The following is a 25,891-nucleotide window of genomic DNA, read 5'->3' as shown; positions in this document are numbered from 1 at the left end:
TGGAACCACCTGATCCCATCCCGAACTCAGAAGTGAAACGGTGTCTCGCCGATGATAGTGTGGGGCCTCCCCATGCGAACGTAGGTCACCGCCAGGGCCTTAACCACAAACCCCCGCCTCAAACAGCGGGGGTTTTCTTTTCGGGCGGCGAGGAGCGACACTAACGCGTCACCGCCGATCCACCTCCTGGAGAAGGCCGGCCCGTCGGGGCGAGGGGGTAATCCGGTCACCGCGCCCTTCAGGGCGATCGCAGCTGCGATCTACCTGCACGATTAAAGGCAGACCAATGCAATTCATCGACTTGAAATCACAGTATCGGTTGATCGAGGACGACGTCAAGGCGCGGATCGACGCTGTCCTCAATCACGGTCAGTACATTATGGGTCCGGAGATCCAGGAGCTAGAAGAGGCGCTCGCGGCGTTCGTCGGCGTCGCGCACTGCATTGGACTCTCCAGCGGCACCGATGCATTACTGGCGGCGATGATGGCGCTGGAGATCGGCCGAGGCGACGAGGTCATCACCACGCCTTTCACCTTCATCGCCACCGGTGAGATGGTTGCCTTGCTTGGCATACGCCCTGTCTTCGTCGACATCGACCCGGTCTCCTACAACATCGATCCCCGGCGCATTGAGGACGCCATCACGGGCCGGACCCGTGCGATCATGCCAGTGTCTCTGTACGGTCAATGCGCGGACATGGACGCGATAAACGAGATCGCCGACCGCCATCAGCTGCCCGTGATCGAAGATGCTGCTCAGAGCTTCGGCGCCACCTACAAAGGACGGCACTCCTGCGCGCTGTCTCGGATCGGCTGTACCTCCTTCTTTCCTGCGAAGCCGCTCGGCGCTTACGGGGATGCGGGGGCTTGCTTTACGAGTGACGAGGGGCTTGCAGGGAGGTTAAGAGAGATCCGCAACCACGGCCAGGACAGACGTTACCACCACCCACATCTTGGCTTGAACGCACGATTGGACACGATTCAGGCCGCGGTCCTTCTGGCAAAGCTGTCGCTGTTCCCTCAGGAAATCGAAGCCCGGGCACGTCTGGGGGCACGCTACACCGAGCTGCTTCAAGAGCGGGGGGCGGCCTCGACTGCGGACGGGTACGGATCCGTTCTGACACCTTTCGTGCCGCCGACCCATGGCTCGGTCTATGCCCAATACACCATTCAAGTCCCCGCTCGTGATCAGGTCGGACAGGCGCTTGCGTCTGAAGGAATCCCGACATCCGTCCATTACCCCGTCCCGCTGAACGATCAGCCCGTCTTTCAGCCGAGCCTGGATCGGGCCGCGACGCCGGTCAGCGCGAGAATCGCAAAGCGGGTCATCAGCTTGCCAATGCACCCTTACCTATCGGACGCCGAGCAGCTGCGCATTGCGGATGCCGTCGCCAGATCGACCGGGCTGACGCCCGATCAGAATCGACGAGCTTGGTGAATCCGCGATCCGGCGGGGACGGTCATCAGCCCCGATCACGGGCCCGTGCCTTGCCAACCCAGGCGCGCGGAGCGAGCGGACTGAACAAGAAAAGATGGCGCAGCCTCTTTACAGCAGGACGAGATTATCTCGGTGGATCAGTTCTTCTTCGTCGAGGTAACCGAGAATCGACTCGAACCGGCTCGAAGGCTGCCCTTTGATTCGAGCGACCTCCTGGACGTCATAATTGACCAGACCACGCGCGACCTCGCAACCTGCCTCGTCGACACAGGCGACGACCTCACCGCGATTAAAGGCGCCCAACACCTCTTTGACCCCGACTGCAAGTAAGCTCGTCCCCTTCTCACGAATCGCACTGACCGCACCTTGATCCAGGGTGAGCCGACCCCGGACCTGGAGATGGCCAGCCAGCCACTGTTTGCGGGCCGCCTGAGGTCCTTGAAAGGGCGTCAGCAGTGTTCCCACAGCCTCTCCGCGGGCGATCCGGTTCAGGATCTGCTCGCCTCGTCCCGGCGCGATGACAGTGGGTGTGCCGGAGCGTGCGGCGAGGCGAGCAGCTCTCACCTTGGTGACCATCCCGCCTGTTCCCAGCCCGTTGGCGCTGCCGCCAGCGACGCGGTCGAGCAGCGAGTCGTCAACACGGGTCTCGGTAATCAGCCGCGCATCGACATGGCGCCGAGGATCCCTGTCAAACAACCCATCCTGATCGGTGAGCAGGATCAAGAGATCGGCCTCGATCAGATTGGCGACTAGGGCCGCAAGGGTGTCATTGTCCCCAAAGCGCAACTCGTCGGTCGCGACTGTATCATTTTCGTTGACTACCGGAACCACGCCCAGCCTGAGCAAGGTGCGTAAGGTGCTGCGAGCGTTCAGGTAGCGCGCCCGATCGGCGAGATCATCACGTGTCAAAAGGATCTGAGCGGTATGCAGGCCGCGCGTCCGGAAGCAGTCTTCATAGGCACGCACCAAGCCCATCTGGCCGATGGCCGCCGCCGCCTGCAACGCGTGCAATGCCTTCGGGCGCAGGCGCCACCCCATGCGTGCCATACCCTCGGCAACTGCACCGGAGGACACCAGTACGACCTCATTGCCGGCCAACCGGCGCGTTGCCATCTGCTCGACCCAAGGAGCCAGCATGTTGCGCTCGAGCCCTTCCCCATCCCGCGTCAACAAGGCGCTGCCGATCTTCACGACCCAGCGACGCGTGAACGGGATTATCTCGCGCGAGATCATGGCCTTGATCCTGTCTCCTCAATCGAGCGGATGCCAACCGGCGCCGCTGGCGGGCTGCGCGTGATCGGCATCGCGATCCGGAACGGCTTGCTCGGTCGCGCCGGTTTGCTTGGCCAGCACCTCTAAACGCCGCATCAGATCGGTCGTCAGCTCTGCTGTCCCTTGACCGGTCAGCGCCGAGATTCCATAGACGGGAGCAGACCAGTCGAGCCGATCCAGGATCTCGTCGCGCCGCTCCCGATAGTCCTCTGGGGCGATACGATCGATCTTGTTGAGCACCAGCCATCGCTCTTTGTGCAACAGTCCTTCCCCGAAGGACGCCATCTCCGCTTCGATCTTCCTGACCTGCTCGACCCGATCCTGACTGTCGTCCAACGGCGCAACGTCGACCAGATGCAAGAGCAGTCGTGTACGCGCAAGATGTTTGAGGAAATGGCTTCCCAGCCCTGCCCCCTCGGCTGCGCCCTCGATCACACCGGGAATGTCCGCGATCACGAAGCTACGATCACGCCCAAGGCGGACCACGCCGAGATGGGGATAAAGGGTCGTGAATGGATAGTCGGCGACCTTGGGCCGGGCACTCGAGACTTGACGGATGAACGAAGACTTTCCTACGTTCGGGAACCCCACCAGACCGACATCCGCGAGGAGGATCAGCTCGAGCCGCAGATCCCGGCACTCTCCAGGCGTCCCCGGGGTAAACTGACGAGGACTGCGGTTGATGCTCGATTTGAAGCGAGCGTTTCCGATCCCGTGAACCCCCCCCTGCGCGACTCGCAATCGCTGCCCCGGCTCGATCAGCTCACCGATTGCTTCGCCGGTTTCGCGCTCAAGGACGCGGGTTCCCACCGGCACGCGAATCCTCAGATCGGCACCCGCGCGACCTCGCATGTCTCGGCCCCTGCCGTCTTGGCCCCGCTCGGCCCGATGGACACGCTGATAACGGAGATCCACCAAGGTGTTTAGATTGGTATCCGCGACGAGATAGACGCTCCCCCCATCACCGCCATCACCCCCATTGGGCCCACCCTTCGGGATATACTTCTCCCGGCGAAAACTGACGCAGCCGCTCCCGCCATCACCTGCCTCGACCCGGATGAAAGCCTCATCGACGAACTTCATGGCTCACGGACCTTACCGCAAAACGAAACGAGCCCCGCCGGATCGGCGAGGCTCGCGCAACCTGCGGGCTGACCGGCACCCGGCGCGATCAGCCGGAGCTTGATTCAGCCGCCGAACTCTCGGCCACCGTGACGAATTTCCGGTTCTTCGGGCCGCGCACGACGAACGACACGACGCCGTCACGGAGAGCGAACAGCGTATGATCACGGCCGCAACCAACATTGACCCCGCCGTGGAACCGTGTGCCACGCTGGCGCACGATGATGGCGCCGGCTTTGACCTTCTGCCCCCCGAACACCTTGACACCGAGCCGCTTGGACTCGGAATCGCGCCCGTTGCGCGAGCTACCGCCCGCCTTTTTGTGTGCCATTGGCTTACCCTCTTCAGCCGGTGCTGATGGCGGTGATCTTGAGTGCCGTGAACGACTGACGGTGGCCTTGGCGTTTCAGATAATGTTTGCGCCGCCGGAACTTCACGATCGTGACCTTCTTCGCCCGTCCGTGCCCCTGCACGGTTGCGCTCACTTTTCCGCCTTCGACGAAGGGCTTACCCAACTTGACATCGTCTCCGTCAGCCACGAGGAGCACCTCGCCGAAGTCGACGTTCGCGCCTTCTTCAGCGACGATCTTTTCCACTTTGACGGTGTCGCCTTCGGAAACCCGGTATTGTTTGCCACCGGTTTGAATGACCGCATACATGGCTAGAAATCCCCAAAAACCATCCGGCACTGCACGGCGACATGCGCCGAAATAAAGAGCGGGGATGATACCCAAGAAGGAAAATGGCGTCAAGGCCGGCGGCGCATGCTAAACTCGGCGTCTCGCCCGGCGAGAGTCCGAACAGCGCAGGCGTGCCAGCCGGTGCGTCGATCTCCGGCATCCCGCGGACGACTTGACAGGCCATGACCCCAGACCTAGCATCCGCGCCCACTATCGCCAGCCCGTCGACACCTCATGGATATCTCCACGCTTCGTCAGCCAGTCGCCGAGGACGTGAAGGCCGTGGATGCCTTGATCCTGCGGCGACTCCGTTCGGACGTGGTGCTGATCAGCCAGATCGGCAGCTATATCGTCAACAGCGGAGGCAAGCGGCTTCGCCCCCTATCCGTCCTGTTGGCCGCGCGCGCCTGCGGCTACAACGGGCAGCGGCACATCGATCTTGCGGCCGTGGTCGAATTTATCCACACGGCCACCCTGTTGCACGACGACGTCGTCGACGCATCCGAGCTGCGACGGAACCGGGAGACGGCTAATGTCGTCTGGGGCAACGAAGCCAGCGTCCTGGTCGGTGACTTTCTCTACTCGCGCGCCTTCGAGATGATGGTCGACGTCGGCCGCATGAAGGTCATGGATATCCTGTCACATGCAACCAATCGCATCGCCGAGGGGGAAGTACTGCAGCTCCTGAACACACGGGATCCGGATACCGACGAGACCCGTTACATGGAGGTCATAACCCGCAAGACCGCAACCTTGTTTGAAGCCGGGGTCAGACTCGGAGCCGTGCTCGCCGAATCGACCACCAGCGTCGAGGAGGCTGCGGCAAATTATGGCCTGAACCTGGGGATCGCCTTCCAGCTCATCGATGACGCACTTGACTACAGCAAGGAAAACGGGGAGCTGGGCAAGAACGTGGGAGACGACCTCGACGAGGGCAAGCCGACCCTCCCGGTGATCCGAGCCATGGCAGTGGGATCGCCGCACCAGCGGGCGCTGCTGCGGCAGGCCATCGAGCAGGGTGGACGCGACCAGATCGATCTGGTCATCGAGGCGATTGCGTCAACAGATGCCATCCCCTACACTACCCGGCTTGCGGAAGGCTACGCGAACCGCGCCAAGCTTGCGCTGGCCGCATTCCCCCCCTGCCCCGCAACTGCGGCATTGGAGAGCCTGGCCGATTTCTCGGTCAACCGTACTCATTGACGTTGTGTCCGAACTCGGGGTGTAGCTCAGCTTGGTAGAGCGCTGTCTTCGGGAGGCAGAAGTCGCTGGTTCGAATCCAGTCACCCCGACCACTCCGTTGCGAGCAGTCGAATCCGACACACACGATCTTCGCGCCACGTCCGCTTAGCGTGCGTCGTTCATGGCTTTCGTAATCGGCTTGGCTGGATAGCGTAGGCGTACATACAAACTCGCAACAAACAACAGAACGTTGATGACTCCCACGACCACGAACGGCGCGCGCGGATCAATGGTGTCGAATAGGCGGCCGCCGGATGAGGTGATCAGGAGGATGCCGATCGCGCCGGAGATGTTGAAGGCACCGAGGACGGAACCCCGTTTCGCCTTGGGCGCCTCTTGGCCTATCAGCGACTGACCTCCCAGATACACGCTGATCTGGCCGATACCCAAGAGAACAAAGATGACGATTCCGTAAGACGCCAGCGGATTATCGAGTAGGATGACAGACAGATTGCCGATTGCGGCAAGCAGCATGCAGATGGCCAGGGCGGTCACTCTGTCCATTCTGTCCAGCACCGAGCCGAGCACCGGCGCCCAAAAAAGTGCCGAAATCTGGGCGATCACAAAGATGATGGTGCCTTTCTTGACCGCCTCAGCGGTGTCCATACCCGTCGCGATGCCGGCAGTCGTGCCCCATAGCACCAGAAAGGTGGCATTGATCGATTGGTCTCCCCTCGCGATAAATGCGGCTGAATAAGACAGCAAGATGCGTGGGTTCCTCGCATGATGAAAGCCACTCATTAAGAGGTCCCTGATGCCGGGACGCTCTTCCTTGCTGACAGGCGTCCCACTCTTCAGTCCCAGCAGTAATACCACGCCGGCCAGGACGGCGAGCGACGCGATCGCGTAATGGGTCAAGAGACCTGCCTCGGTTCCACTGAATCCGGCGTCGCTCAGCAGATTGGGCAAGGCACCGAAGAATTGATTCGTAAAGACGATACCCAATCCGCTCAACATGCCGACGAGCGCAACCAACTTCCCACGGGAACGCTCCGCCGGATAATCGACAAGCACGGTCGACAATGCGCCGGCGACTGCGACCACGCCCAGTGCATAGATCACCCGGTAGGCGTAGAGATCTTCAACCGAGGTCGCCAAGGGATACAGAGCATAGGTCATGGCCAGCAGGAGAAAACCCGCCGTATAGATGGGACGACGGCCGACTCGGTCGATGAGTATCCCGGCTGGTATGAAGAACGCGAGCGCAACGAGCTCAGTCCAGAAGACCAAGTTTCCGCTGATTGTGCCTTGCTCAGAGGTGGGTACCCCAAGGTGCTCATTCAGCACATATGCTTGACCGATCGAGATGAACGTCATCAAGCCAATGGAAAGGAAGGCTCCCAGGAGGAAGGTCCAACCATGCCGAGGGAGGATGTTCGGCGCCAAATGGATGGGGCCAATCCGATAGGTCCGCTCTGGGTCATGCATCGTCTGGTCTCGGCCCGTTGGGCACTGCGTCCTGAATCATCGCGGCACCATTATCCCACTGCGCAAGCAATGCCGATACTGCCGCAACCGTGGCCTAGGCCACGGTTGCGGGATAGACAGCTCGATCGTCGGATGGGTGGATCGATCAGACCGAAAGCCGATCCCGGGCTGACTGCCCGGTCAGCTACGAAAAGTTCATGGCAACCGGGTCAGTTCCCTCGGTGCAGGGTTGGCCACGCTCCTCCAAAGAGCGAGAATCCAGGTATCCGGGGTGCGGCTGACAACGATCCGGATTTCCCCGACCAACAATGACCATCGGATAGAATCCCGGATGCAGACTCGGAGCGAGACCCCGAACCCTCACAGGCCCAATGCGCCTTGGGCCTGGACTCTACTGATGCTCTGGATGCCGGCTCCCGGCTGGGCGTACCCGCATGAACCCCCGGTCGCCTGGCCCGGCGGTCTCGGCCTTATCCTCATGGGGACTGTTCTTGTCCTTGCGGTTGGGGGACTCGCGTGGCGCTACCAGCAAGTCCGCCGCGCACTCGACAGGCAGGTCGCACAATGGCACAGCGAGAGGGCCAAGATCGAAGACGGCTTACGCGAAAGGGAACGCGTCATCGAAGAAACCCAACGTCTCGGCCATCTTGGAACCTGGGAATGGGATGCGAATGACAACCGCCTGAGGATGTCCGCAGAGGCCCACCGCATCTTCGCCATCCCAACAGAAGGCTTCGATGACGCCTATCAGAGCCTTCTTGACTGCGTTCATCCCGACGACCGCACTCACGTCGAGCAGTCGGTCCAGAAAGCTCTTGAGGGCATGAGTGTCCTCGACCTCAAGCATCGAATCGTTCTGCCGGAAGGCGAGGTCCGCTTCCTTCACGAGCATGCGATCGTCGACCGAGTCGAGGGTCACGCCGTACGCATCCGGGGCACGGTGCAAGATGTGACCGAGGTCCAACGTGCCTGGATGCTTCACGAAGACCGAATGCGCATCATGGGCCTGATCGCCGCAGGTGCCCCGGTTCAGGAGGCCTTGGACGCGATCGCCATGTCAATCGAGGCCCTCGACCAGAGCCTGATGTGCTCGATTCTATTGATGGACAGTGATACACATCGCCTGCGTGTCGGCACCGCGCCGAGTCTCCCGCGTCGACTCGTCGAAGCGATCGACCGACTCACGGGCCAACCTGCCGGAGCCGAGAACGTCCACCCGGTGGGCGAGCGGCTTGTCATCACTGACGTCCTCTATCATCCTTACTGGCAGTCCCTCTCGGGCGCAACCGAGGACGCCGGTGTGCGCGGCTGTTGGTCCGAGCCGATCCGCGATGCGAATGGCGAGGTGCTGGGTGCCCTCGATGTCTACTCCAGGGCGGCGGGCAAACCCGATGAGCAGCAGCTGATCTATATCGCCCACGGCGCCGCGTTGGTCGCGGTCGCACTGCAACAGGCACGCGATCGTGCCGCACGACTGGCGGCAGAAGAACGTGCGCGACTGATCCTGGAATCGACCAACGAGGGTGTCTTCGGGCTGAATGCCGAAGGAGTCATCACCTTTATCAATCCCACGGGCTCACGCATGCTCGGCTATGAGCCCGCTGAGCTCGTGGGCAAACCCTGCGTTGCGGTGACCCACCCCGGCGCCGACGGCGGCGACATCGACGCCGAGTCATGCCCCATGCTCACGGTGATGCAGACCGGCCAGGACATCGTTGTGAGCGACGACGCCTTTCGCCGACGCGATGGTGAGACCTCCGTCCCGGTCGAGTATCGCGCGACCCCGATCCGCGTCGGCGGATCCGCCATGGGCGTGGTCGTGACCTTCCACGACGTCACAGAACGCAAGCGCAGCGAGGAGCACATCCACCGACTGGCCTACTACGATAGCCTGACAGGGCTTCCGAATCGCAGTCTGTTCAAAGCCCAGCTCGCCAAGCGGTTGACCTCGACACGGCGTGCCGACCGTGGCTTTGCGCTCCATTTCCTGGACCTCGACCGCTTCAAAGAGGTCAACGACACCTTAGGCCATCCGGCTGGTGATCAGCTCCTCAAAGAGGTCGGACAGCGTCTATCAGGTCTGGTTCGAGGCATGGATACGGTGGCCAGGTTCGGAGGCGATGAGTTCGCGGTGATCCAGCTCGATGTCCAGAGCACAACGGATGCGGCGATCCTGGCAGGAAAGATCGTCGAGCATCTTGCTCAGCCCTATTCAATCGATGGCCACCTGATCATGTGCGGGGCAAGCGTCGGCGTTGTCGATGTACCCAAACCGGACCGAGTGGACATGGAAACCCTGCTGGGACGCGCCGATGTCGCGCTCTATAAGGCGAAGAAAAATGGTCGCGGGACTTATGCCTTCCATACGGACGCCATGACCCGACAGGTTCGCCGAGATGCTGCGCTGACGGATCGGATCGACCAAGCCGTGCACAACGGCGAGCTCTTTCTCCATTACCAGCCCCAAGTGGAGCTCTCCGACGGCCGAATCATCGCGGTGGAGGCGCTCGTGCGCTGGCGCCACCCCGTCGAAGGGATCCTTCCGCCGGGGGATTTCGTTCACCTCGCGGAGCGCCGTGGGCTCTTTCATCTCCTGGGCAGTTGGGTGCTGAGCACCGCAGCCCGGCAGGCCCGCAGCTGGATCGACCGCGGGCTCCGATTCGGGCGCATGAGCATCAATGTGTCTCCTCAGCAGATCCGCTCAGGCAGTCTGGCCGATGATGTCATCGCAACGGCGCAGGAATCCGGGATTGATCCCGGAGCTCTGGAGCTCGAGTTCACCGAAACGGCTCTGATGGAATACGGTGAGCACTATCGGACCCAGATCGCCGTCCTGAAGGACTGCGGGGTGCGCCTGACCCTCGACGATTTCGGCACGGGATTTTCCTCCCTGACCTATCTGCGCCGCTCTGCGGTCAGCACACTTAAGATCGATCGCCAGTTCGTCGCGAGAATGAATCAGGATCCCGAAGCAGCCGAAACCGTCTTGGCCCTGTTGGCCGTCGCGGATGCACTCGACCTCGATACGGTTGCCGAGGGGGTGGAGACCCGAGATCAGGCCGAGCGTTTGCTCGCGATCGGATGCCGTTGCGCCCAAGGGATCCTGCTGGCGCCGCCGATGGAGCCCCGGGCACTCGAGGAGCATCTGACAGTGGGCTTTATCCACCCCTCTTTGGCGGAGAAGAGCCACCCATGAAACGAGCCTGAAAAGGCATCAGCGCGGCTGCAAAGGGGCGTGGCGCATGATCCTGTGGCGACACCTTCGGTTTAGGGGCGCTGCTGCCCTACCCTGGCGAGCACATCGAGGTCGCGGTCGCGCATTCCGAGCAGATAGAGGATACCGTCGAGCCCCACGTTGGCGATGGAGTGACGCGCTTGCCTGGTGACGATCGGCTTGGCGTGGAAGGCGATACCGAGTCCGGCGATCGCGAGCATCGGAAGATCATTCGCCCCATCGCCCACGGCAATCACCTGCTCCAGGCGAATCCCCTCGCGGGCGGCAATCTCGCGCAACAACTCCGCCTTGCGGGGTCCGTCGACGATCTCGCCGGAGACCGTCCCGGTCAGCTTGCCATCGCGGACTTCCAGCCGGTTTGCGAAGACGTAGTCGATGCCGAACCGCCGCTTGAGATGATCGGCAAAATAGGTGAAACCGCCGGAGAGAATGGCGATGCGATAGCCGAGTAGCCTCAGGCTCTTGATCAGCCGATCGGCGCCCTCGGTGATGGGCAGCCGCTCGGCGATCCTGACCAAGACCGACTCATCGAGTCCCTTGAGCAGCGCAACTCGATGCCGAAAGCTGTCCTTGAAGTCGAGCTCACCTCGCATCGTGGCCGCGGTGATGTCCGACACCTCTGGACCGACGCCGGCGGCCGCGGCCAATTCATCGATGACCTCCGCCTGTATCAGGGTGGAGTCCATGTCGAAACAGACCAGACGGCGGTTGCGCCGAAAGATATCGTCTTCCTGCACCGCGACATCGACGTCGAGGACCTGACCGAGCGCGAGCAGAGCCGCATGCAGGTCGGAGAGATCGGCCACCGCACCCCGCACCGAGAGCTCCACGCAGGCGAGTGGATGGCGGCCCGGCGCGCGCCGTGAAATGCGACCGGTGAGTCTCGAGATTCGATCGACATTGAGCCGGTAGTCGGCGACCACCGCGGCAACGCGGGCGATATGCTCCGAATCGATCTCGCGCCCGAGCAAAGTGAGGATATGCCGGGGCTGACCTTGCTCGTTGACCCAAGCCTCGTAGGCTTCGGGGTCGATCGGCGTGAAGCGCAGGTCGAGTCCCATGCCGTGCGCGGTGAACAGGAGGTCACGAAAGACCGGGCAGGAGGCGCTGTCCGCCGACAGCTCGACCAGCAGGCCCAGCGCCAACGCGTTGTGGATCGTCGACTGGCCGATATCAAGGATCGGCACTCGGTAACGTGCGAGGATCTGTGTCAAGGCAGCGGTGATACCGGGCCGATCCTCGCCCGCGACATTGATGAGGACGATCTCGCTCATCGCACTGGAACTTCAAGCACCGTTTGAGTCAGGTCAATACAGCCTGTCTTGAATCCAGTCTCGCAGTAGGCGAGATAGTAATCCCACATCCGGCGAAAGCGTGCACCGTAGCCAAGCCGCGCGATCTCTTCCCCCGCCGCACGAAACGCCAAGCGCCAGCGTCGCAGGGTCTCCGCATAGTCCCGGCCGAACCATGCCGTCTCGCGAATCAACAGATCCGCATCCTGCGCCTCGCGGATCATACGCTCTGGGGTCGGGAGCATCCCACCGGGGAAGATGTAGAGCTGCACGAAGTCGGGCTGTTTTCGGTAGATCGGAAAATCGTCTTCGTTCATCGTGATGACCTGCAGAGCGATTCGCCCACCCGGGCGGACCACCCGCCGCAACGTCTGGTAGTAAGTCGGCCAGAATGCCTCGCCGACCGCTTCCATCATCTCGATCGAGACCGCGTGATCGAAGTGCCCCTCGATGTCCCGGTAGTCCTGCAATCTCAGATCCACCTGACCGGCCAGACCTGCCGCAGCGAGACGCCGGCGCCCGTAAGCAAGTTGCTCACGCGACAGAGTCACACCCGTCACGCGCAGACCACGACGCGCCGCCAGCTCGGCGAAACCGCCCCAGCCACACCCAATCTCCAGGATATGATCGCCTGGCGCTGCGTTCAGCTTGTCCAACAGCCGCTGATACTTGCGCTCTTGGGCCGTTTCCATGTTGTCGCGAGCCGGGTCGGCGAAGAGCGCAGAGGAATAGGTCATGCTCGGGTCGAGCCAGAGCCGATAGAACTCATTTCCAAGGTCGTAGTGGTGGGCGATGTTCCTACGACTGTTGGTGGGATGGTTGTCGCGCAGACGATGGGCCAGCCGATCCCAGAGACGGGACCAGCGCATCCCTCTCGGACCCGCCCCGAGGTGCTCCATATTGTCGTAAAGGACCTCAAGCAATGACGCGAGATCGGGGGTCGTCCAGTGGCCTTCGACATAGGATTCGCCGAACCCCACTTCGCCGCGCGTCAGCAATCGCGCCGCCATCTGCAATGGCGACCGGATCTCGAGCGCGCCGCTCGCGCCACCGAATCGACCGCGATGCAGGGAGGCGCTGCCGTCGGGGAAACGAATCAAGAGCTGGCCGAAGGCCAGATGGCGACAGAACCCACCGATCAGGCGGCTCGACCAACCCGACCAGCGCCAGGCGGATTCCTCGACCAACTCCTCTGCGGACATCAGGACACCTCCTCTTTCGGCGGGGCCGGTTTGGGATAGTAGCTCCCTCCCTTGAGCCAGATCTTCAATGCCTGCCAATGGATCATCACGACGACCTTCAACGTCAAAAGCGGGTAGGCGACCGCCGCGTGCAACAGCCTGGCGTCCGTGACCTCCTCGGCGATTCCCTGTTGAACCGCGACCAACATCAGGAGCTCGTCCTGATACTCTCGGATGACGATCGCGTGACGCTCCCCTTGCCGCGAGAACCGAAAATGATAGTCGGCGTTCATGGCGACGAAGGGCGAGACGTGAAAGTCTTTTCGATGCCCATGGCGAATCGGCCAGCTCATTGGCGCGCCGTCGCGGTGCAACAGATAGCTGTGAGTCTCACCGAAGGTGTTGTTGACTTCGCACAAGACGGCGACCGGCTGCTCGGAGCGGTCGAAACACGTCCAGACGCTAAGCGGATTGAATACAAACCCGAGGACGCGTGGAAAGCATTGCAGCTCAATGCGGGCGATGTCGATGTCCTGCCCCAGGTCGCGCAGCCGCTCGAGCAGCCACGGCCGGAGTGGACGCCCATCGCGCGGGCCGTGATCACGCTCGTAGAAGGAAAACAGATTGAATCGATTATACGAAAACCACCGGCAATCCCGCGCGACCTCGCCGACCCGCTCAACGTCAAGCAACAGACTAAAGACCCGATAGACGAACCGGTAGCGGACCGGAAAGAGGCGCCGGTGCATGACATCGCCGAAGATGACTCGACCCGCCGCGGCACTCACGAGACCACCGTCTCGATGCGACGCGACACGTCGACCGGTCTTGGGGTCACAGAGGCCGACCGCGACTCCCAAGGCGGGTGGACATCGAGGTCGCGGGCGACCGCCAGCGCGGCGCGAAGACCGTCCTCATGGAACCCGTACCCGAGATAGGCGCCACTGAACCAGATCCGGTCTCGGCCTTGGATCTCGGAGAAGCGGCGCTGGGCCTCTGTCGCACGGGCATCGAACATCGGATGATGGTAGGTCAGCTCCGCCAGGATCGCGTCACGGCGCGGCAGGACCTGCGGATTCAGGCTGACAAAGACATCCCGCCCGCCCGGCAGATCCTGCAGGCTGTTCATCCAGTAGGTAACGGTCACCGGACGTCCGGGATTGTCGCCAGGCTGTTGAAGATAATTCCAGGATGACCAGACGCGCCGGCGTTTCGGCATGAGCGTCGCGTCCGTATGCAAAAACACCTGATTTGCCTGGTAACGGAAGCTTCCAAGGATATCACGCTCGTTCGCGCTGGGTGAGTCGATGAGCGATAGGGCCTCATCGGCGTGGCAGCCGAGCACGACCGCATCGAAGCTCAGACGCTCACCGGTGGCCGTTTCGACCTCCACGCCCGCGTCTCCACGGCGCACCCGGGCCACGCGCGTATCGGTCAGACAACGGCCCCGGAACCGGGCCAGCATCGCTTCCACATAGGTTCGGCTGCCACCTTTCACCGTTTCCCAATCCGGTCGATCGAAGAGATCGAGTAGGCCGTGGTTGGCGAAGAAACGCGCGAAGCTCAAGAACGGGAAGGCACGCATGTCTTCCGCCGGGCAGGACCAGATGGCCGCCGCCATGGGAAGTAGGTAGTGGTTGCTGAATCGCTCCGAGTAACGCCCGCGGCGCAGAAAATCACCGAGCGTGAGGGTCGTCCCCGGGTTGGAGTTGATGTAGGCCTTCGCCGAGGCGTTGAATCGCAGAACATCCTTGAGCATCCGAAGAAACCGCCAGTCAAACAGGTTCAGGCGCGCGCCGAACAGCGTATTCAGATTATCGCCCCCATATTCAACACGCCCGCCCTCGAGACTGGCGGCAAATGACATGCTGGTCGGGTAGGTCGCCACGCCAAGGTGCTCGAACAGGGCCGTCAGCAGCGGGTAGTTGCGCCGATTGAAGACCATGAACCCGGTATCGACCGGAAAGGGACCGCGGGGATCCTCGACGTCGAGGGTGTGGCTGTGTCCACCCACATAGCGATTGCGTTCGATCAGCGTGACCCGATAGCGGGTGTCGAGCAACCAGGCAGCCCCAAGCCCGCCGATCCCGCCGCCGACGACACCAAGCGTTTGCACTGACATCCCCATCGGCCCCTCGCTTGTGATTGCATGGATTCGTCAACAGCCGCCGGGGCTGTTCATATCTCGTCGAATATTGAAGCCGAACCTGAACAGCTCAAGCCGATATGAGCGGCAAGTCTCCTCAGCCCCGACGGATGAGCGCGTTCATCCTTGCCTTGGCGGCGTTCCAACGGGGATCGCCCACCTCACCCGCGACCGGCAGCTCGGTCAGGCCGTAGGCAAGTGGTCGATTCGGGAAGCAGATCCAGGAGCTTGTTCAGCTTGAACACAACCCGCCTTCCGATGTTCGAGGGTATTGACGAACGCATAGAATGCGAGCGCAGAGGCGGACTCGGATGCCGACTCGATCAGACCCAGCATCCGCGCAAGAGCATCTGAAGGTGTCATCTGCGGCGCTGCGGATACGGACATGGAACGGCGGTACATAGGACGTCGGACGGGAAGACCGGAGCAAGTCGACGGCTCCCTGAGCGGCTGAACGGGAGATCTCGCCCGCTGCAGCGCCGCTGTGTTACTGGCCGGCGATCGTCATGCGGTCGATCAGCCAGGAGCCGGTCTGGGTGCTGCCAGAATAATCGCAGTCCTTGCCGACCGCGAGCAAGCCCGCATAGATGCGCTTCAGGTTGCCGGCGATGGTGATCTCTTCCACCGGATGCTGGATCTCTCCGTGCTCCACCCAGAAACCAGCCGCGCCCCGCGAATAATCCCCGGTCACTGGATTCACCCCGTGGCCCATCAACTCGGTCACCATCAGACCCGTTCCCATCTCGCGCAGCAATGCGGCGCGGTCCTGACTGCCCATCCGAATACGTAGGTTGCGAACGCCACCGGCATTGCCTGTCGTCTGCATCCGCAGGCGGCAAGCGGAGTAGGTGTCGAGAAGGTAGGTCTGCAGCACCCCGTCGTTGATCAGGTCCTTGGGCCGCGTCGCGACGCCGTCGCCGTCGAACGGGGCGCTGGAAAGGCCGCGCTGCAAAAGCGGCTCTTCGTGGATCCGGACGAATTCCGGAAAGATGCGCTTCCCGAGATGCTCCAGCAGAAAACTCGTGCGTCGGTAGATGCTGCCACCCTGAATCGCCGAGACCAAACTGCGCATCAGGCCGGTCGCGACCTCGGCGCGAAACAGCACCGGGGCCTGACGTGTAGCAACACGCCGCGATCCGAGCCGTGCCAATGTTCGCTCGGCGGCCCGCTCTCCGACCATCCTGGCCGATTCCAGATCGGCGGGCGCGCGCGCACTCGTCCACCAATGATCCCGTTGCAAGCTATCCCCCTGCTGACCGATCACGGCGCAACTCAGTCCATGGCGACTGGTCGGATAGCCGGCCACGAAGCCGTGGCTGTTGCCGTAGACTTGAATGCCCGTATGGGTCGAGAGACTCGCCCCCTCGGAATTCACGATCCGCGGATCGAGCCCGAGGGCGGCATCTTCACAGGCAGCGGCGATCTCGATCGCATCCTCCACTCCGAGCTGCCAGGGGTGATAGAGATCAAGATCGGGGATCTCCGTCGCCATCAGCGAGGCATCCGCAAGATGGGCACAGGGGTCCTCTTGCGTGTGCTCGGCGATGACGCAAGCCGCCTTGACGGCGTCGCGCAGGGCGCTGGGGCTGAGATCCGAGCTGCTCGCGGATCCCTTCCGATGTCCGAAATAGACCGTGATGCCGAGCCCATTGTCTCGGGTGTGCTCAACCGTCTCGACCTCACCCAGCCTGACCGCGACCTCGAGTCCGGCGCTGCTACCCACCGACGCCTCGGCGGCAGTGGCACCGCGTCGCTTCGCCTCTTTGAGTAGATCCTCAGTCGTTTGCCGCAGGCGCGCAAGACGTTCCGCAGTCGCTTCGATGGCGGATATGGGCATGGCAAGTCCTTCGATGAGGGAGGTTCCAAATAAGGAGGTACATCTGGAATCGCTTGCAGAGACGTGTCGCCTTGCGCCCAGAGCGGGACTCTCAGGCGCTCGTCCCTCCAACCGTTAGGCCGTCCACGCGCAAGGTCGGTTGGCCGACCCCGACAGGAACGCTCTGACCCTCTTTCCCGCAAGTGCCGACCCCCTGATCCAGCTTCAGGTCGTTCCCGATCATCGTCACCCGGGTCAAGACATCCGGCCCGTTGCCGATCAGGGTGGCGCCCTTCACTGGGCGCCCCACCCTCCCGTTCTCGATCATGTAGGCCTCGCTCGCCGAGAAGACGAACTTGCCCGAGGTGATATCCACCTGGCCACCGCCGAAATTGACTGCATAGAGGCCCTTGTCGACCGAGGCGACAATCTCTTCCGGGTCACGCTCGCCTGCGAGCATGTAGGTATTGGTCATCCGGGGCATCGGCAGGTGAGCATAGGACTCGCGGCGACCGTTACCGGTCGAGTGGGTACCGGTGAGCCGTGCATTGAGCTTGTCCTGCATGTAGCCCCGCAGAATCCCGTCCTCGATCAAAACCGTCTGTTGGGTCAGGGTTCCTTCGTCGTCCATATTCAGGGAACCCCGACGACCTGGCAAGGTACCGTCGTCGACGACCGTCACGCCGGGAGCGGCGACGCGTTCGCCGATCCGTCCGGCGAACGCCGAGCTGCCCTTCCTGTTGAAGTCGCCTTCAAGTCCATGTCCGATCGCCTCATGCAATAGGACACCTGGCCAGCCGGCGCCCAGCACGACCGTCATGGTGCCGGCCGGCGCCTCCGCCGACTCCAGATTGGTGACGGCCAACCTGACCGCCTCGCGCGCGAACGCGGCAGCCCGATCCTCGACGAGGAAATAGGTCAGGTCCGCTCGGGCACCGCCGCCGCTCGAACCCTGCTCCCGACGCCCCCCCTCCTCCACGACGACGCTCACGTTGAGCCGAACGAGCGGGCGAACATCCGCCGCCAGGCTGCCGTCATCGGAGAGCACGAGCACTGTATCCTGAACCGCCACGACACTAGCCACGACTTCGCGGACACGTGGATCCGCTCCCCGTGCCTCGGCGTCGACCCGCTGCAGCAGGGCCACCTTGTCGTGGTCATGCAGGCTCGCAATCGGATTGGTCGGCTCGTACAGCTGCCGCGTCGCCGCGACCCCGCCGATGCGAACCTGGGCACTTTGACCGATCCGTGCAATGGCGCGCGCAGAATCCGCGGCCTGCGCAAGCGCTGGAAAACGCAGCTCATCGGAGTAAGCAAACCCCGTCTTCTCTCCGCTCATCGCGCGCAATCCCGCGCCTTGCTCGATGTTGAAGCTGCCTTCCTTGATGATCCCATCCTCGAGTACCCACGATTCGAGCCGGCTGGTCTGGAAGTAAATGTCTGCCGCATCGACGGCCGAGCGCGTCAAAAGTTCGAGCAAGCGATCGAGGTCATGGTCGGCCAATCCGGCGGGCTCGAGAATGCTGCTGCGGGCGATCGCGATGGGGTCGTTCATGATCAGGTTGTCGTCGGGCTCCGTCGTACGGCCAGGCTCGGTCGATGCGGCCCCGCCAGGATCTTCAGGAGACAGGAACCTGCGGCCTCAGGCACGGCATTTCAAACGACGGTGGTCGATAGTCGGAAAATTGCGCCTGACCGAATCCTGGTAGTCTTTGTCCAGCACACAGCAAATGTGACCGGCCCCTCGGGGGACCTGGGCAAGGACGGTTCCCCAAGGGTCGACGATCATGCTGTGACCGTGCGTCTCCCGACCGTTGATGTGAAATCCGCCCTGCGCGGCCGCGACCACGTAGACGAGATTTTCGATGGCACGGGCGCGTACCAGAGTCTCCCAATGGGCCTTACCCGTGATCGCAGTGAAGGCCGAGGGGATCACGAGTAGCTCCATGCCTCTGTCGAGCATCTGGCGAAACATCTCGGGAAAACGCAGATCGTAGCAGACCGCAACACCCATGCGCCCGAACGGGCTGTCCAAGACCACCACGGCATCACCCGCCTCGATGGTCGCCGACTCTTGGTACTGTTCGTCGCCACCGGGCAGACGGACGTCGAACAGATGGACCTTGTCGTAACGACCCACCCGCTTGCCCTGATCGTCATAGATCAGGCAGGCGGCGCGCACCTTGCCGGCATCCCGGGCAACCAGCGGAATGGTCCCACCGACCAACCAGACCCCCATCTGCTTGGCCAGCCGCGCGAGAAAAGTCTGGAGGGGACCGTCGCCGTCTTCTTCCCGCAACCCCAGTTGATCCTGGTCGCGCTTGCCCATGAAGGCGAAATTCTCAGGGAGCACGACCAGGCCGGCACCCTGGTCTCTCGCTGTCCTGACGAGGCGTTCGGCCTCGAATAGGTTCGCGTTGACGTTGAGACCGGTCGCCATCTGGACCGCCCCAGCCTTCAGCTTTGTGCTCATATTTCCCCACCGCTATGGCGGCCCCCGGCAGCGCAGGGGCTGGCGAATCCCGTTCGGCCTGCAACACCCGCCCGGTCCGTTTAAGTCGCCACAACAGGCATGTCGACTCATACGAATCCCGGCGCCGCCCGCCGCGGGGAGTGCGTGCACCGACTCTGTGGGAACGATACCACTGGCTCTACCGGGCCGAAACCGGTGAGCTCAGTCCAGAAAATGATTCCGCTCGTCTTCGACTGAAGAGTCGCCCGGCATTCCCCGCATCGACTCCCCGCCAACCGCTGGATCCCACCCAATGCGATGCAGGTCGGGGGCGCGCCATGGCCCCGTGATCCGATATTGATAGCGACCGAGTCGGTCAATTGGGTTACCGGCGATGCGATCGACAAGATAGACGGCGGCACCGAAGACAGGGCCGCCGGCGACGGCACTGGCCAACGCAATGCTGGAGCCGAGTTTTGGCTCCACCATGACCCGTTGGTCAAAGCGCTCGTTCACCAAGTCGCTGGGCCCGCTGACCAAGACCTTGATCGAAGGTCCGTCGATGGTGAAGTCATCAAGCACCGCCTGACCATCTGCCACGCCGATTCGCCCCTTCATTTCCTCGAACGCGAAGCCCTCGCCGTAAAGATCGCTGAAATCCATCGCCAGCCGGCGGCTCAAGGCGTTGAGATTCAAGAAGCCCAAGATGCGGCCCAGGCCTGGCTCAACATGCAATAAGCGGCCCGCGCCGACCTCGAGATCCACGAACCCGAGCGCGCGCGCCCAGGAGAAATCACTGAAACCACCAGGCCAGTCAAGCACGACCTTCGCCTTCATCGGGGCCTGCTCAAGGTGGTTCTGGGAGTCCAGCGCCGCGAGGACGGCTCCCGTGTCGGTCGTCTCGATCTGCATCGACAACTCACTGCGCCCGCGTCCAGGGGATCGCGCCCAAGCCGCCTCGCCAATGGCCGCGATCAATCCGCCGCCACCGAGCCCGATGGTCGGCGCGCGCACTCCAAGCGGATCCGGACGCAAAGCCAACTCCAGAGCGCCCAGCGGCGCGTCTCCCCAGCTCAGATTCCTGACTCGGGCGTCGACCGCGGGAAGTCCTTCAAGGGTCCGCGTATCGAGCACCGTGTCGACTGCGGACGCCTCGGCATCGCGTTCGGCGAGCAGGGCGAGGAGATCCAGGCGTTCCAAGTCGAGATCCAGCGGGCGATCCTCAGCCGGGTCGATCTTCAGCCTCCCGCTGAGCTCCTTGGCACGGACATCGACTTCCCAGCCGCCGAAACCCGTCGCCTCTGGACCAGGCTTCAAGGTCAAGGCGACGTCCGTCAACCGGGGGCCGCCCAGTGAGAGCCGATCCAACTTCAGATCGACTCCAACCAGCCAAGGGGCAAGGTGGCCATGCGGGCTGGACGAGGCAATCGATTGCCGACGTGCAACGGCATGCGCGCGTCCCCACCACTCCGGCAGATTGAGCTCAGCCAGCCGACCGTCGACATAGACCCCGTCGCGGGTCGGAGCTGGCGCAGACTCGCCGCCGAAGCGCAGGCGCCCGCGGGCAAGACGCGGCGGGGAACGCCCCAAATCGACGCTGATATCTCCGGCGACCTCACCGACACGTCCAACGATCCGCATGGACTGTCCGGGCACCAGCGAGCCCGTGACCTCAAGATTGCGCTTGCCATCGTCCGCCTTGCCGAGGGGGGACGGCAGATCGATCGAGAGTCCGCGCAGGTTCGAGCTCAGGCGATACTCGAGCGGGGACACGCCCACACGCAGGTCCTGGTGACGCAGATTGACCTCCAGCTCCCAATCAAGCTCGCCGGCCAAGACACCCCAAGCCGGATCCGGGAACCGCCGCGCGAGCTCGGCCACCGGTGTGCGCGATCGGAATCTAATCGCCGTTGCAGCCGTATCGGCCTTTCCGCGGTTCAGCGGGGCCATCGACAGCGTCATCGGCTGACCCCAGAGGTCGGCCTCGATCGCCTCGGCGACCAGGCGGTCCTCGGTGAAGCTCAACCCTCCGTCCAGCCCGGCGAGACGCAACTCTGTGTCCTTGATGGCGAGCGTCGCGGCGCTGGGCCAAGAGACACGACCTGAGACGCCCAGCGATCGATCGGGGGTGAAGGGCACGTCGAGATCGAGGAGCAGCCTCGCTTGCCCCGTGACCTCCAACAAATCACCCAGTCGGCCCAAGTCGTCGGACAGAGGCGTCTCAGCGAGCACGCGCAATCCATCGGCGAATGGGCCTTGCGCCTCGCCTTGGATCCCGATCCGCTGGACAACCCAAAGATCGGGGATCTCTGCATGCGCACTCGTGAGGCGACTCTCGTAGATACGCCCGCTATCGAGCGCGATTGCCAGTCCCTGGTTCAGAAAACGAAGGCGGCCGGACGCATTCTCGATCCTCGGCCACCCGGCCTGATAGTCGAGGACCGCGTCCGCGAAATTGACAATCAGCTCGAAACGGCCCTTGTGATCGCGGAAGGGATAGGCAGCGAGCGGTCCACGAAAGAGCAGGTCAGCCTGGGGCACCCGTCCGGAGACGATCGAGCGGTCGAGCCAGGCCACCAGGTCCGGGGGCATAACCCCATCGGGCAAATAAGGCCCCAGGCGCGAGGCGTCGCCGTCTCGGATGCTCGCGCGCAGATCCAACTCGGGGCTGGAGCCGTCACCCGGTTGGTGAAGCACGAAGCCCGCCCGACCGCGCAGATCCCCATGCTCCAGCATCAGGTCGCGACCCGAGACCCGAAGGGCACCCGCCGGCTCCTTGCGCCATTCCAGAAGGCCGCTGAACCGGTCAAGCAGGAGGGGCTCGCTGAAAAGGGGACGGCGGTCGAGCGCCAGGGCAGCGGAGCTCAAGCGTGCCTCCCCGCGCTGCTGATCGGCGCGAAGCTGTGCGCTGAGCCCGTCGACCCCGGGCACCCCCCCCACGCGGTCCCATCCGAGCCCCTGCACCGATGCCGTCGCCGCCCAGCGCGCTTGACTGTCCGGACTCCAGTCAACGCGCACTGCCAGCCGATCGATACGGCCGCGCGGCGCCGCTCCGATGAGGTCGAACATCGGCTCGGGTAGGGCCCAGGGTGAGGTCGCGAGCTGAGAGACCAAGGCGGCGAGGTCGAGGCCATCGCTCGCGACCATCAAGCTTCCGGCCCGCCGATCGGGATCGAAGACGAGATCGAGGTCGAGCTGCGGCAAATCGCTCCCCTTGAGCCGGCCGGCCAGGTCGCCGATCTGCAGGCGCCACCCTTCATCGCCGTGGCTTGCCCGGATCCGGGCAGCAACATGCTCGAGTTGCAGCGGCGCGGCCGACGCCTCCGTCGCGAGCGGCTCGACGGAGAAACCGGCGAGATCGAGACCGAGCACTGCTTCATCCAGGCGACCGGCACGGATCTGGTACCAACTCTCCACCCGGGCTCGATCGGCGCGGATGCGGGCGACCCCGAGGGCTTTTTCGTCGAGCGTCTGATTGAGGCCGCCAGCGTCGAGCGCAGCATACAAACGCCCGCCCCAAGACCGGGGATCGCCGGGAGGACCGGACAGGTCCCCGATCAGCGCCAGCCGCCCGACCCGCCCGGATCCGGGATCCTGGCCCCTCGGCATGGGGCCAGAGCCGCCCGTTTGGGGCTGGGCAGCCAATGTCAAGACATGGCGGTTTCCCTGGCTGCGCAGGCTCAGACGCACGTCCGCCAGCTGCACCTCGGCTGCGCCCAAGCGCTCGTCGAGAATCCGGATCTCGGCATGAACGAGCTCGAGACGACCCCGCCGGAGTAACGGCTCGAGCGTCGCGGGATCTCCGCCTCGCAGTAAGTCGAGGCCCTCCACCGTCACACGACCGTCACGATCTAATCGGACCGAGAGTTTCGCCCGTTCCAAGGTCAAGGCACTGATCCGGGGCTGGGCGGCAAGCAGCGATGCAATCAAGTCGATCCCAACCTCCAGACTCTCCAGACGCAGGACATCGGTGCGCCGCCCCGGATCCGACAGCCGGAGATCCCGGAGCATCAGGCGCGGGCTCAACCCGGCGAGGCGGATAGAGACTGATCCGACCCGCACCGCACGACCGAGCCGCGCCTCGAGCACACCGGCGACGAGACCCGCTTCAGGCTCGGCGAATGGCGGTGCGAAGCGGATCGCCGTGATCAGACATGCCATCAAGACCAACAGGGTCACCGCGGACGCAACAACGCCGGCACGGGCAACATGGATCAGGAAGCGCAATTTCGAGATTGGGGCCATAAAGGAAGCTCGCGACCGGGGCTCAGATCAGCACCACGTCGTACTGTTCCTGCGTGTAGAGGGCCTCCGCCTGAAGGCGGATCGGGCGCCCGATAAATGCCTCGAGCTCAGCGAGATGGGCAGACTCCTCATCCACAAGACGGTCGATGACTTCTTGGGAGGCCAACACCAGCAGCGTCTCGACATCAAACTGACGCGACTCGCGCAAGATCTCGCGAAAGATCTCGTAACAGGTGGTCTGCGCGGTCTTGACCGATCCACGGCCGCCACAATAGGGACAAGGCTCGCAGAGGACGTGCTCGAGTGACTCCCGGGTGCGCTTCCGGGTCATCTCAACCAACCCGAGCGCAGAGACCTCGGTGATGTGGGTCTTGGCGTGATCACGGGCCAGACACTTCTCCAAGGCCCTCAAGACCTGGCGCTTATGCTCATCGTCGCTCATGTCGATAAAATCGATGATGATGATCCCGCCCAGATTGCGCAGTCTCAGTTGGCGACAGATCGCTTGCGCGGCTTCCAGGTTGGTCTTGAAGATGGTCTCCTCGAGGTTGCGGTGACCCACGAAGGCACCCGTGTTGACGTCGATGGTGGTCATCGCCTCGGTCTGGTCGATCACCAGATGACCACCGGATTTGAGCTGTACCTTTCGCTGCAAAGCCTTACGGATCTCCTCCTCCACACCGTAGAGATCGAATAGGGGACGCTCACCCTGGTAGTATTCGATTCGCTCTCGGATCTCCGGGATGTACTTGGCGGCGAACGAGAGCGCCTTGTCCACCATCGCTCGTGAATCGACGCGCACACGCTCCACCTCGGGTGTCACCAGGTCTCGCAGGGCCCGCAAGGCCAGCGGCAGGTCGTCGTGAATGAGACCGATGTCGGTGGCCGCGGCACATCGTTCCCTGACCCCCCGCCAGAGTTTGGCCAGGAAGGTCATGTCGCGCATCAATGCCTCCTCGCAAACCCCTTCGGCTGCGGTCCGGGCGATGAACCCACCTTCGCCCTCATGCGCGTCCACGTAGCATTGCAGCGTGTCACGCAAACGGCGCCGCTCCTCTTCGTCCTCGATCTTCTGTGAGACCCCGGTGCTCGCGAGGGCCGGCATACAGACCAGATAGCGCGAAGCCAACGAGATGTTCGTGGTCAGCCGCGCGCCTTTCGTGCCCAATGGGTCCTTGACTACCTGGACCACGATCCTGTCGCCTTCGCTGACCAAATCGTTTATCTGATCGCCACGCGCCTCACCGAGGGGAGCGACGATGTCGGAGGCATGCAGAAAGGCAGCCCGATCCAGGCCGATGTCGACAAAAGCAGCCTGCATTCCGGGCAGGACGCGGCAGATCCGCCCCTTGTATACATTGCCCACCAGACCACAGCGCTCGGCACGTTCGATGATGATCTCTTGCACCACGCCGTTCTCGACCACGGCAACGCGGGTCTCCGGCGGGGTGACGTTGATCAGGATCTCTTCGCTCACGGTTCGATCAGCTCATGTGTCAGTCTGGACGCGTTTCGAGCCTACCCCCCTTCTTGCCGGAAAGACAGGCATGGGATCTTCCGAGCCTGAGGCGGCTGAAAGAGTCAGCGCCGACCAGGAGACCCAGGCGTTGACTGTCGCCACACACGGCCGAAACAGACGGGGCAGCGGCAGCCGCATCATCGCCATCTGTGCCGATGATTGACAGGGTTAATGGACAGCTCATCGGCATCTCCGGTGATCACCCCCCGGGAAGCGCTCGCAACGACATCGATCCCCATCGCGCTCAGCAGCCGCCCGGTCTCGAACAGAGGCAACCCCATCACGCCTGAGTAGCTCCCGCGCAGCTCAGCGACGAACAGCGCCCCATAACCCTGAATGGCATAGCCACCTGCCTTGCCGCGGGGTTCGCCGCTGAGCCAGTAGCGCACGACCTCCGACTCCTCCAGATGGCGAAAGGTCACCCGGCTGTCGCTGAGGTCGGAGAGCTCGCATTCCCCGGAGATGAGGGCGACCGCGGTCAGGACCCGATGCTGACGCCCTGACAGCATGCGCAGCATCCGCGCAGCCGATTCCCGATCATGCGGCTTACCGAGCGTCTCGTCACCGACCACGACCGCCGTATCCGCGGCCAAGACCGGCCGAAGTGCCGCCTCGTGCAGCCCCGCGAGACCCGTGCGCGCCTTCTCGATTGCAACGCGACGAACATAGCTTTCCGGCGACTCGCCCGGACGTCGTGTCTCGTCGGTGTCGCCGGGAATTTGAGTGGCATGCAGTCCGATCTGCTTCAGCAGATCCAGCCTGCGGGGGGAGCGTGAGGCGAGATAGATTGCCTCCCGGTGACTGCTGCCGGTATCGGTCATGC

The 25,891-nt window shown here is 63.1% G+C and carries 18 protein-coding genes, 1 tRNA gene, 1 rRNA gene and 1 pseudogene; 6 read left to right on the top strand and 15 right to left on the bottom strand.

All coding sequences use genetic code 11. The features are described from left to right. Both rrf and LJE61_RS09670 read left to right on the top strand, forming a co-directional pair. Positions 1-97, top strand: a 5S ribosomal RNA gene (rrf, locus tag LJE61_RS09675); the annotation flags it as partial. 189 nt (positions 98-286) lie between these two features. Then, complete coding sequence (locus LJE61_RS09670) at positions 287-1,438, top strand: DegT/DnrJ/EryC1/StrS family aminotransferase (protein ID WP_296912980.1); 1,152 nt, start codon at positions 287-289, stop codon at positions 1,436-1,438. A gap of 108 nt (positions 1,439-1,546) precedes the next feature. Here the strand turns inward: LJE61_RS09670 and proB are convergent, their stop codons facing one another. The 4 genes from proB to rplU form a co-directional block, all read right to left on the bottom strand. After that, a complete protein-coding gene (proB, locus tag LJE61_RS09665) occupies positions 1,547-2,671 on the bottom strand; it encodes a glutamate 5-kinase (RefSeq protein WP_296912977.1) in 1,125 nt (374 codons plus the stop codon). A gap of 18 nt (positions 2,672-2,689) precedes the next feature. After that, complete coding sequence (gene cgtA, locus LJE61_RS09660) at positions 2,690-3,793, bottom strand: Obg family GTPase CgtA (protein ID WP_296912974.1); 1,104 nt, start codon at positions 3,791-3,793, stop codon at positions 2,690-2,692. An 88-nt stretch (positions 3,794-3,881) separates the two neighbouring features. Then, positions 3,882-4,163: a 50S ribosomal protein L27 gene (gene rpmA / locus LJE61_RS09655; RefSeq protein ID WP_296918268.1), complete on the bottom strand. Its 282-nt coding sequence runs from the start codon at positions 4,161-4,163 to the stop codon at positions 3,882-3,884. Positions 4,164-4,176: 13 nt separating this feature from the next. Continuing rightward, on the bottom strand, positions 4,177-4,491 hold the full coding sequence (rplU, locus tag LJE61_RS09650; RefSeq protein ID WP_296912985.1) for a 50S ribosomal protein L21: 315 nt from the start codon (positions 4,489-4,491) through the stop codon (positions 4,177-4,179). A 255-nt stretch (positions 4,492-4,746) separates the two neighbouring features. Between rplU and LJE61_RS09645 the strand changes: the two genes are divergently transcribed. Both LJE61_RS09645 and LJE61_RS09640 read left to right on the top strand, forming a co-directional pair. Next, the gene (locus LJE61_RS09645) at positions 4,747-5,715 is read left to right on the top strand and encodes a polyprenyl synthetase family protein (RefSeq protein ID WP_296918266.1); all 969 of its coding nucleotides are present in this window, start codon (positions 4,747-4,749) and stop codon (positions 5,713-5,715) included. Positions 5,716-5,730: 15 nt separating this feature from the next. Then, positions 5,731-5,807 (top strand) — tRNA-Pro (locus tag LJE61_RS09640). Between the two features lie 52 nt (positions 5,808-5,859). On the opposite strand, the gene LJE61_RS09635 is transcribed toward LJE61_RS09640, so the two are convergent. After that, complete coding sequence (locus LJE61_RS09635; RefSeq protein WP_296912965.1) at positions 5,860-7,182, bottom strand: MFS transporter; 1,323 nt, start codon at positions 7,180-7,182, stop codon at positions 5,860-5,862. A 331-nt stretch (positions 7,183-7,513) separates the two neighbouring features. Here LJE61_RS09635 and LJE61_RS15335 point away from each other — a divergent pair. Together LJE61_RS15335 and LJE61_RS09625 are read left to right on the top strand one after the other, a co-directional pair. Continuing rightward, a pseudogene (locus LJE61_RS15335) lies at positions 7,514-8,065 on the top strand (PAS domain-containing protein); the annotation flags it as partial. Between the two features lie 90 nt (positions 8,066-8,155). Continuing rightward, a complete protein-coding gene (locus LJE61_RS09625; protein ID WP_296912983.1) occupies positions 8,156-10,378 on the top strand; it encodes a putative bifunctional diguanylate cyclase/phosphodiesterase in 2,223 nt (740 codons plus the stop codon). A gap of 71 nt (positions 10,379-10,449) precedes the next feature. Here LJE61_RS09625 and serB read toward each other — a convergent pair whose 3' ends face one another. The 10 genes from serB to LJE61_RS09575 all read right to left on the bottom strand — a co-directional run bounded on the left by serB (position 10,450) and on the right by LJE61_RS09575 (position 25,889). Beyond that, positions 10,450-11,691, bottom strand: a complete 1,242-nt coding sequence (gene serB, locus LJE61_RS09620; protein WP_296912962.1) for a phosphoserine phosphatase SerB — start codon at positions 11,689-11,691, stop codon at positions 10,450-10,452. Beyond that, the gene (locus tag LJE61_RS09615; protein WP_296912959.1) at positions 11,688-12,911 is read right to left on the bottom strand and encodes an SAM-dependent methyltransferase; all 1,224 of its coding nucleotides are present in this window, start codon (positions 12,909-12,911) and stop codon (positions 11,688-11,690) included. Before LJE61_RS09615 ends, serB begins: the two co-directional genes overlap by 4 nt. Further along, positions 12,911-13,678, bottom strand: a complete 768-nt coding sequence (locus tag LJE61_RS09610; protein ID WP_296912956.1) for a DUF1365 domain-containing protein — start codon at positions 13,676-13,678, stop codon at positions 12,911-12,913. Before LJE61_RS09610 ends, LJE61_RS09615 begins: the two co-directional genes overlap by 1 nt. Next, on the bottom strand, positions 13,675-15,012 hold the full coding sequence (locus LJE61_RS09605) for an NAD(P)/FAD-dependent oxidoreductase (RefSeq protein WP_296912951.1): 1,338 nt from the start codon (positions 15,010-15,012) through the stop codon (positions 13,675-13,677). The genes LJE61_RS09610 and LJE61_RS09605 overlap by 4 nt, the downstream gene beginning before the upstream one ends. Before the next feature lie 511 nt (positions 15,013-15,523). Then, positions 15,524-16,873, bottom strand: coding sequence for a metalloprotease PmbA (gene pmbA, locus LJE61_RS09600; protein ID WP_296914748.1), 1,350 nt, complete (start codon positions 16,871-16,873; stop codon positions 15,524-15,526). A gap of 91 nt (positions 16,874-16,964) precedes the next feature. Next, positions 16,965-18,407: a metalloprotease TldD gene (tldD, locus tag LJE61_RS09595; protein WP_296914751.1), complete on the bottom strand. Its 1,443-nt coding sequence runs from the start codon at positions 18,405-18,407 to the stop codon at positions 16,965-16,967. An 87-nt stretch (positions 18,408-18,494) separates the two neighbouring features. After that, a complete protein-coding gene (locus LJE61_RS09590; RefSeq protein WP_296914754.1) occupies positions 18,495-19,325 on the bottom strand; it encodes a carbon-nitrogen hydrolase family protein in 831 nt (276 codons plus the stop codon). A 201-nt stretch (positions 19,326-19,526) separates the two neighbouring features. Further along, positions 19,527-23,549 carry a YhdP family protein gene (locus LJE61_RS09585; RefSeq protein WP_296914757.1) on the bottom strand — a complete coding sequence of 1,341 codons (4,023 nt, stop codon included), beginning with the start codon at positions 23,547-23,549 and terminating at the stop codon, positions 19,527-19,529. Between the two features lie 22 nt (positions 23,550-23,571). After that, positions 23,572-25,026, bottom strand: coding sequence for a ribonuclease G (gene rng, locus LJE61_RS09580; RefSeq protein ID WP_296914761.1), 1,455 nt, complete (start codon positions 25,024-25,026; stop codon positions 23,572-23,574). A gap of 179 nt (positions 25,027-25,205) precedes the next feature. Then, the gene (locus tag LJE61_RS09575) at positions 25,206-25,889 is read right to left on the bottom strand and encodes a Maf family protein (protein WP_296914764.1); all 684 of its coding nucleotides are present in this window, start codon (positions 25,887-25,889) and stop codon (positions 25,206-25,208) included. Between the last annotated feature and the right edge of the window lie 2 nt (positions 25,890-25,891).

It is taken from the genome of Thiocapsa sp., from assembly GCF_022340925.1.
Classification (GTDB): domain Bacteria; phylum Pseudomonadota; class Gammaproteobacteria; order Chromatiales; family Chromatiaceae; genus Thiocapsa.
The sequence above is the reverse complement of the archived record's forward strand: the minus strand, read 5'-3'. Positions and strand labels throughout refer to the sequence as shown.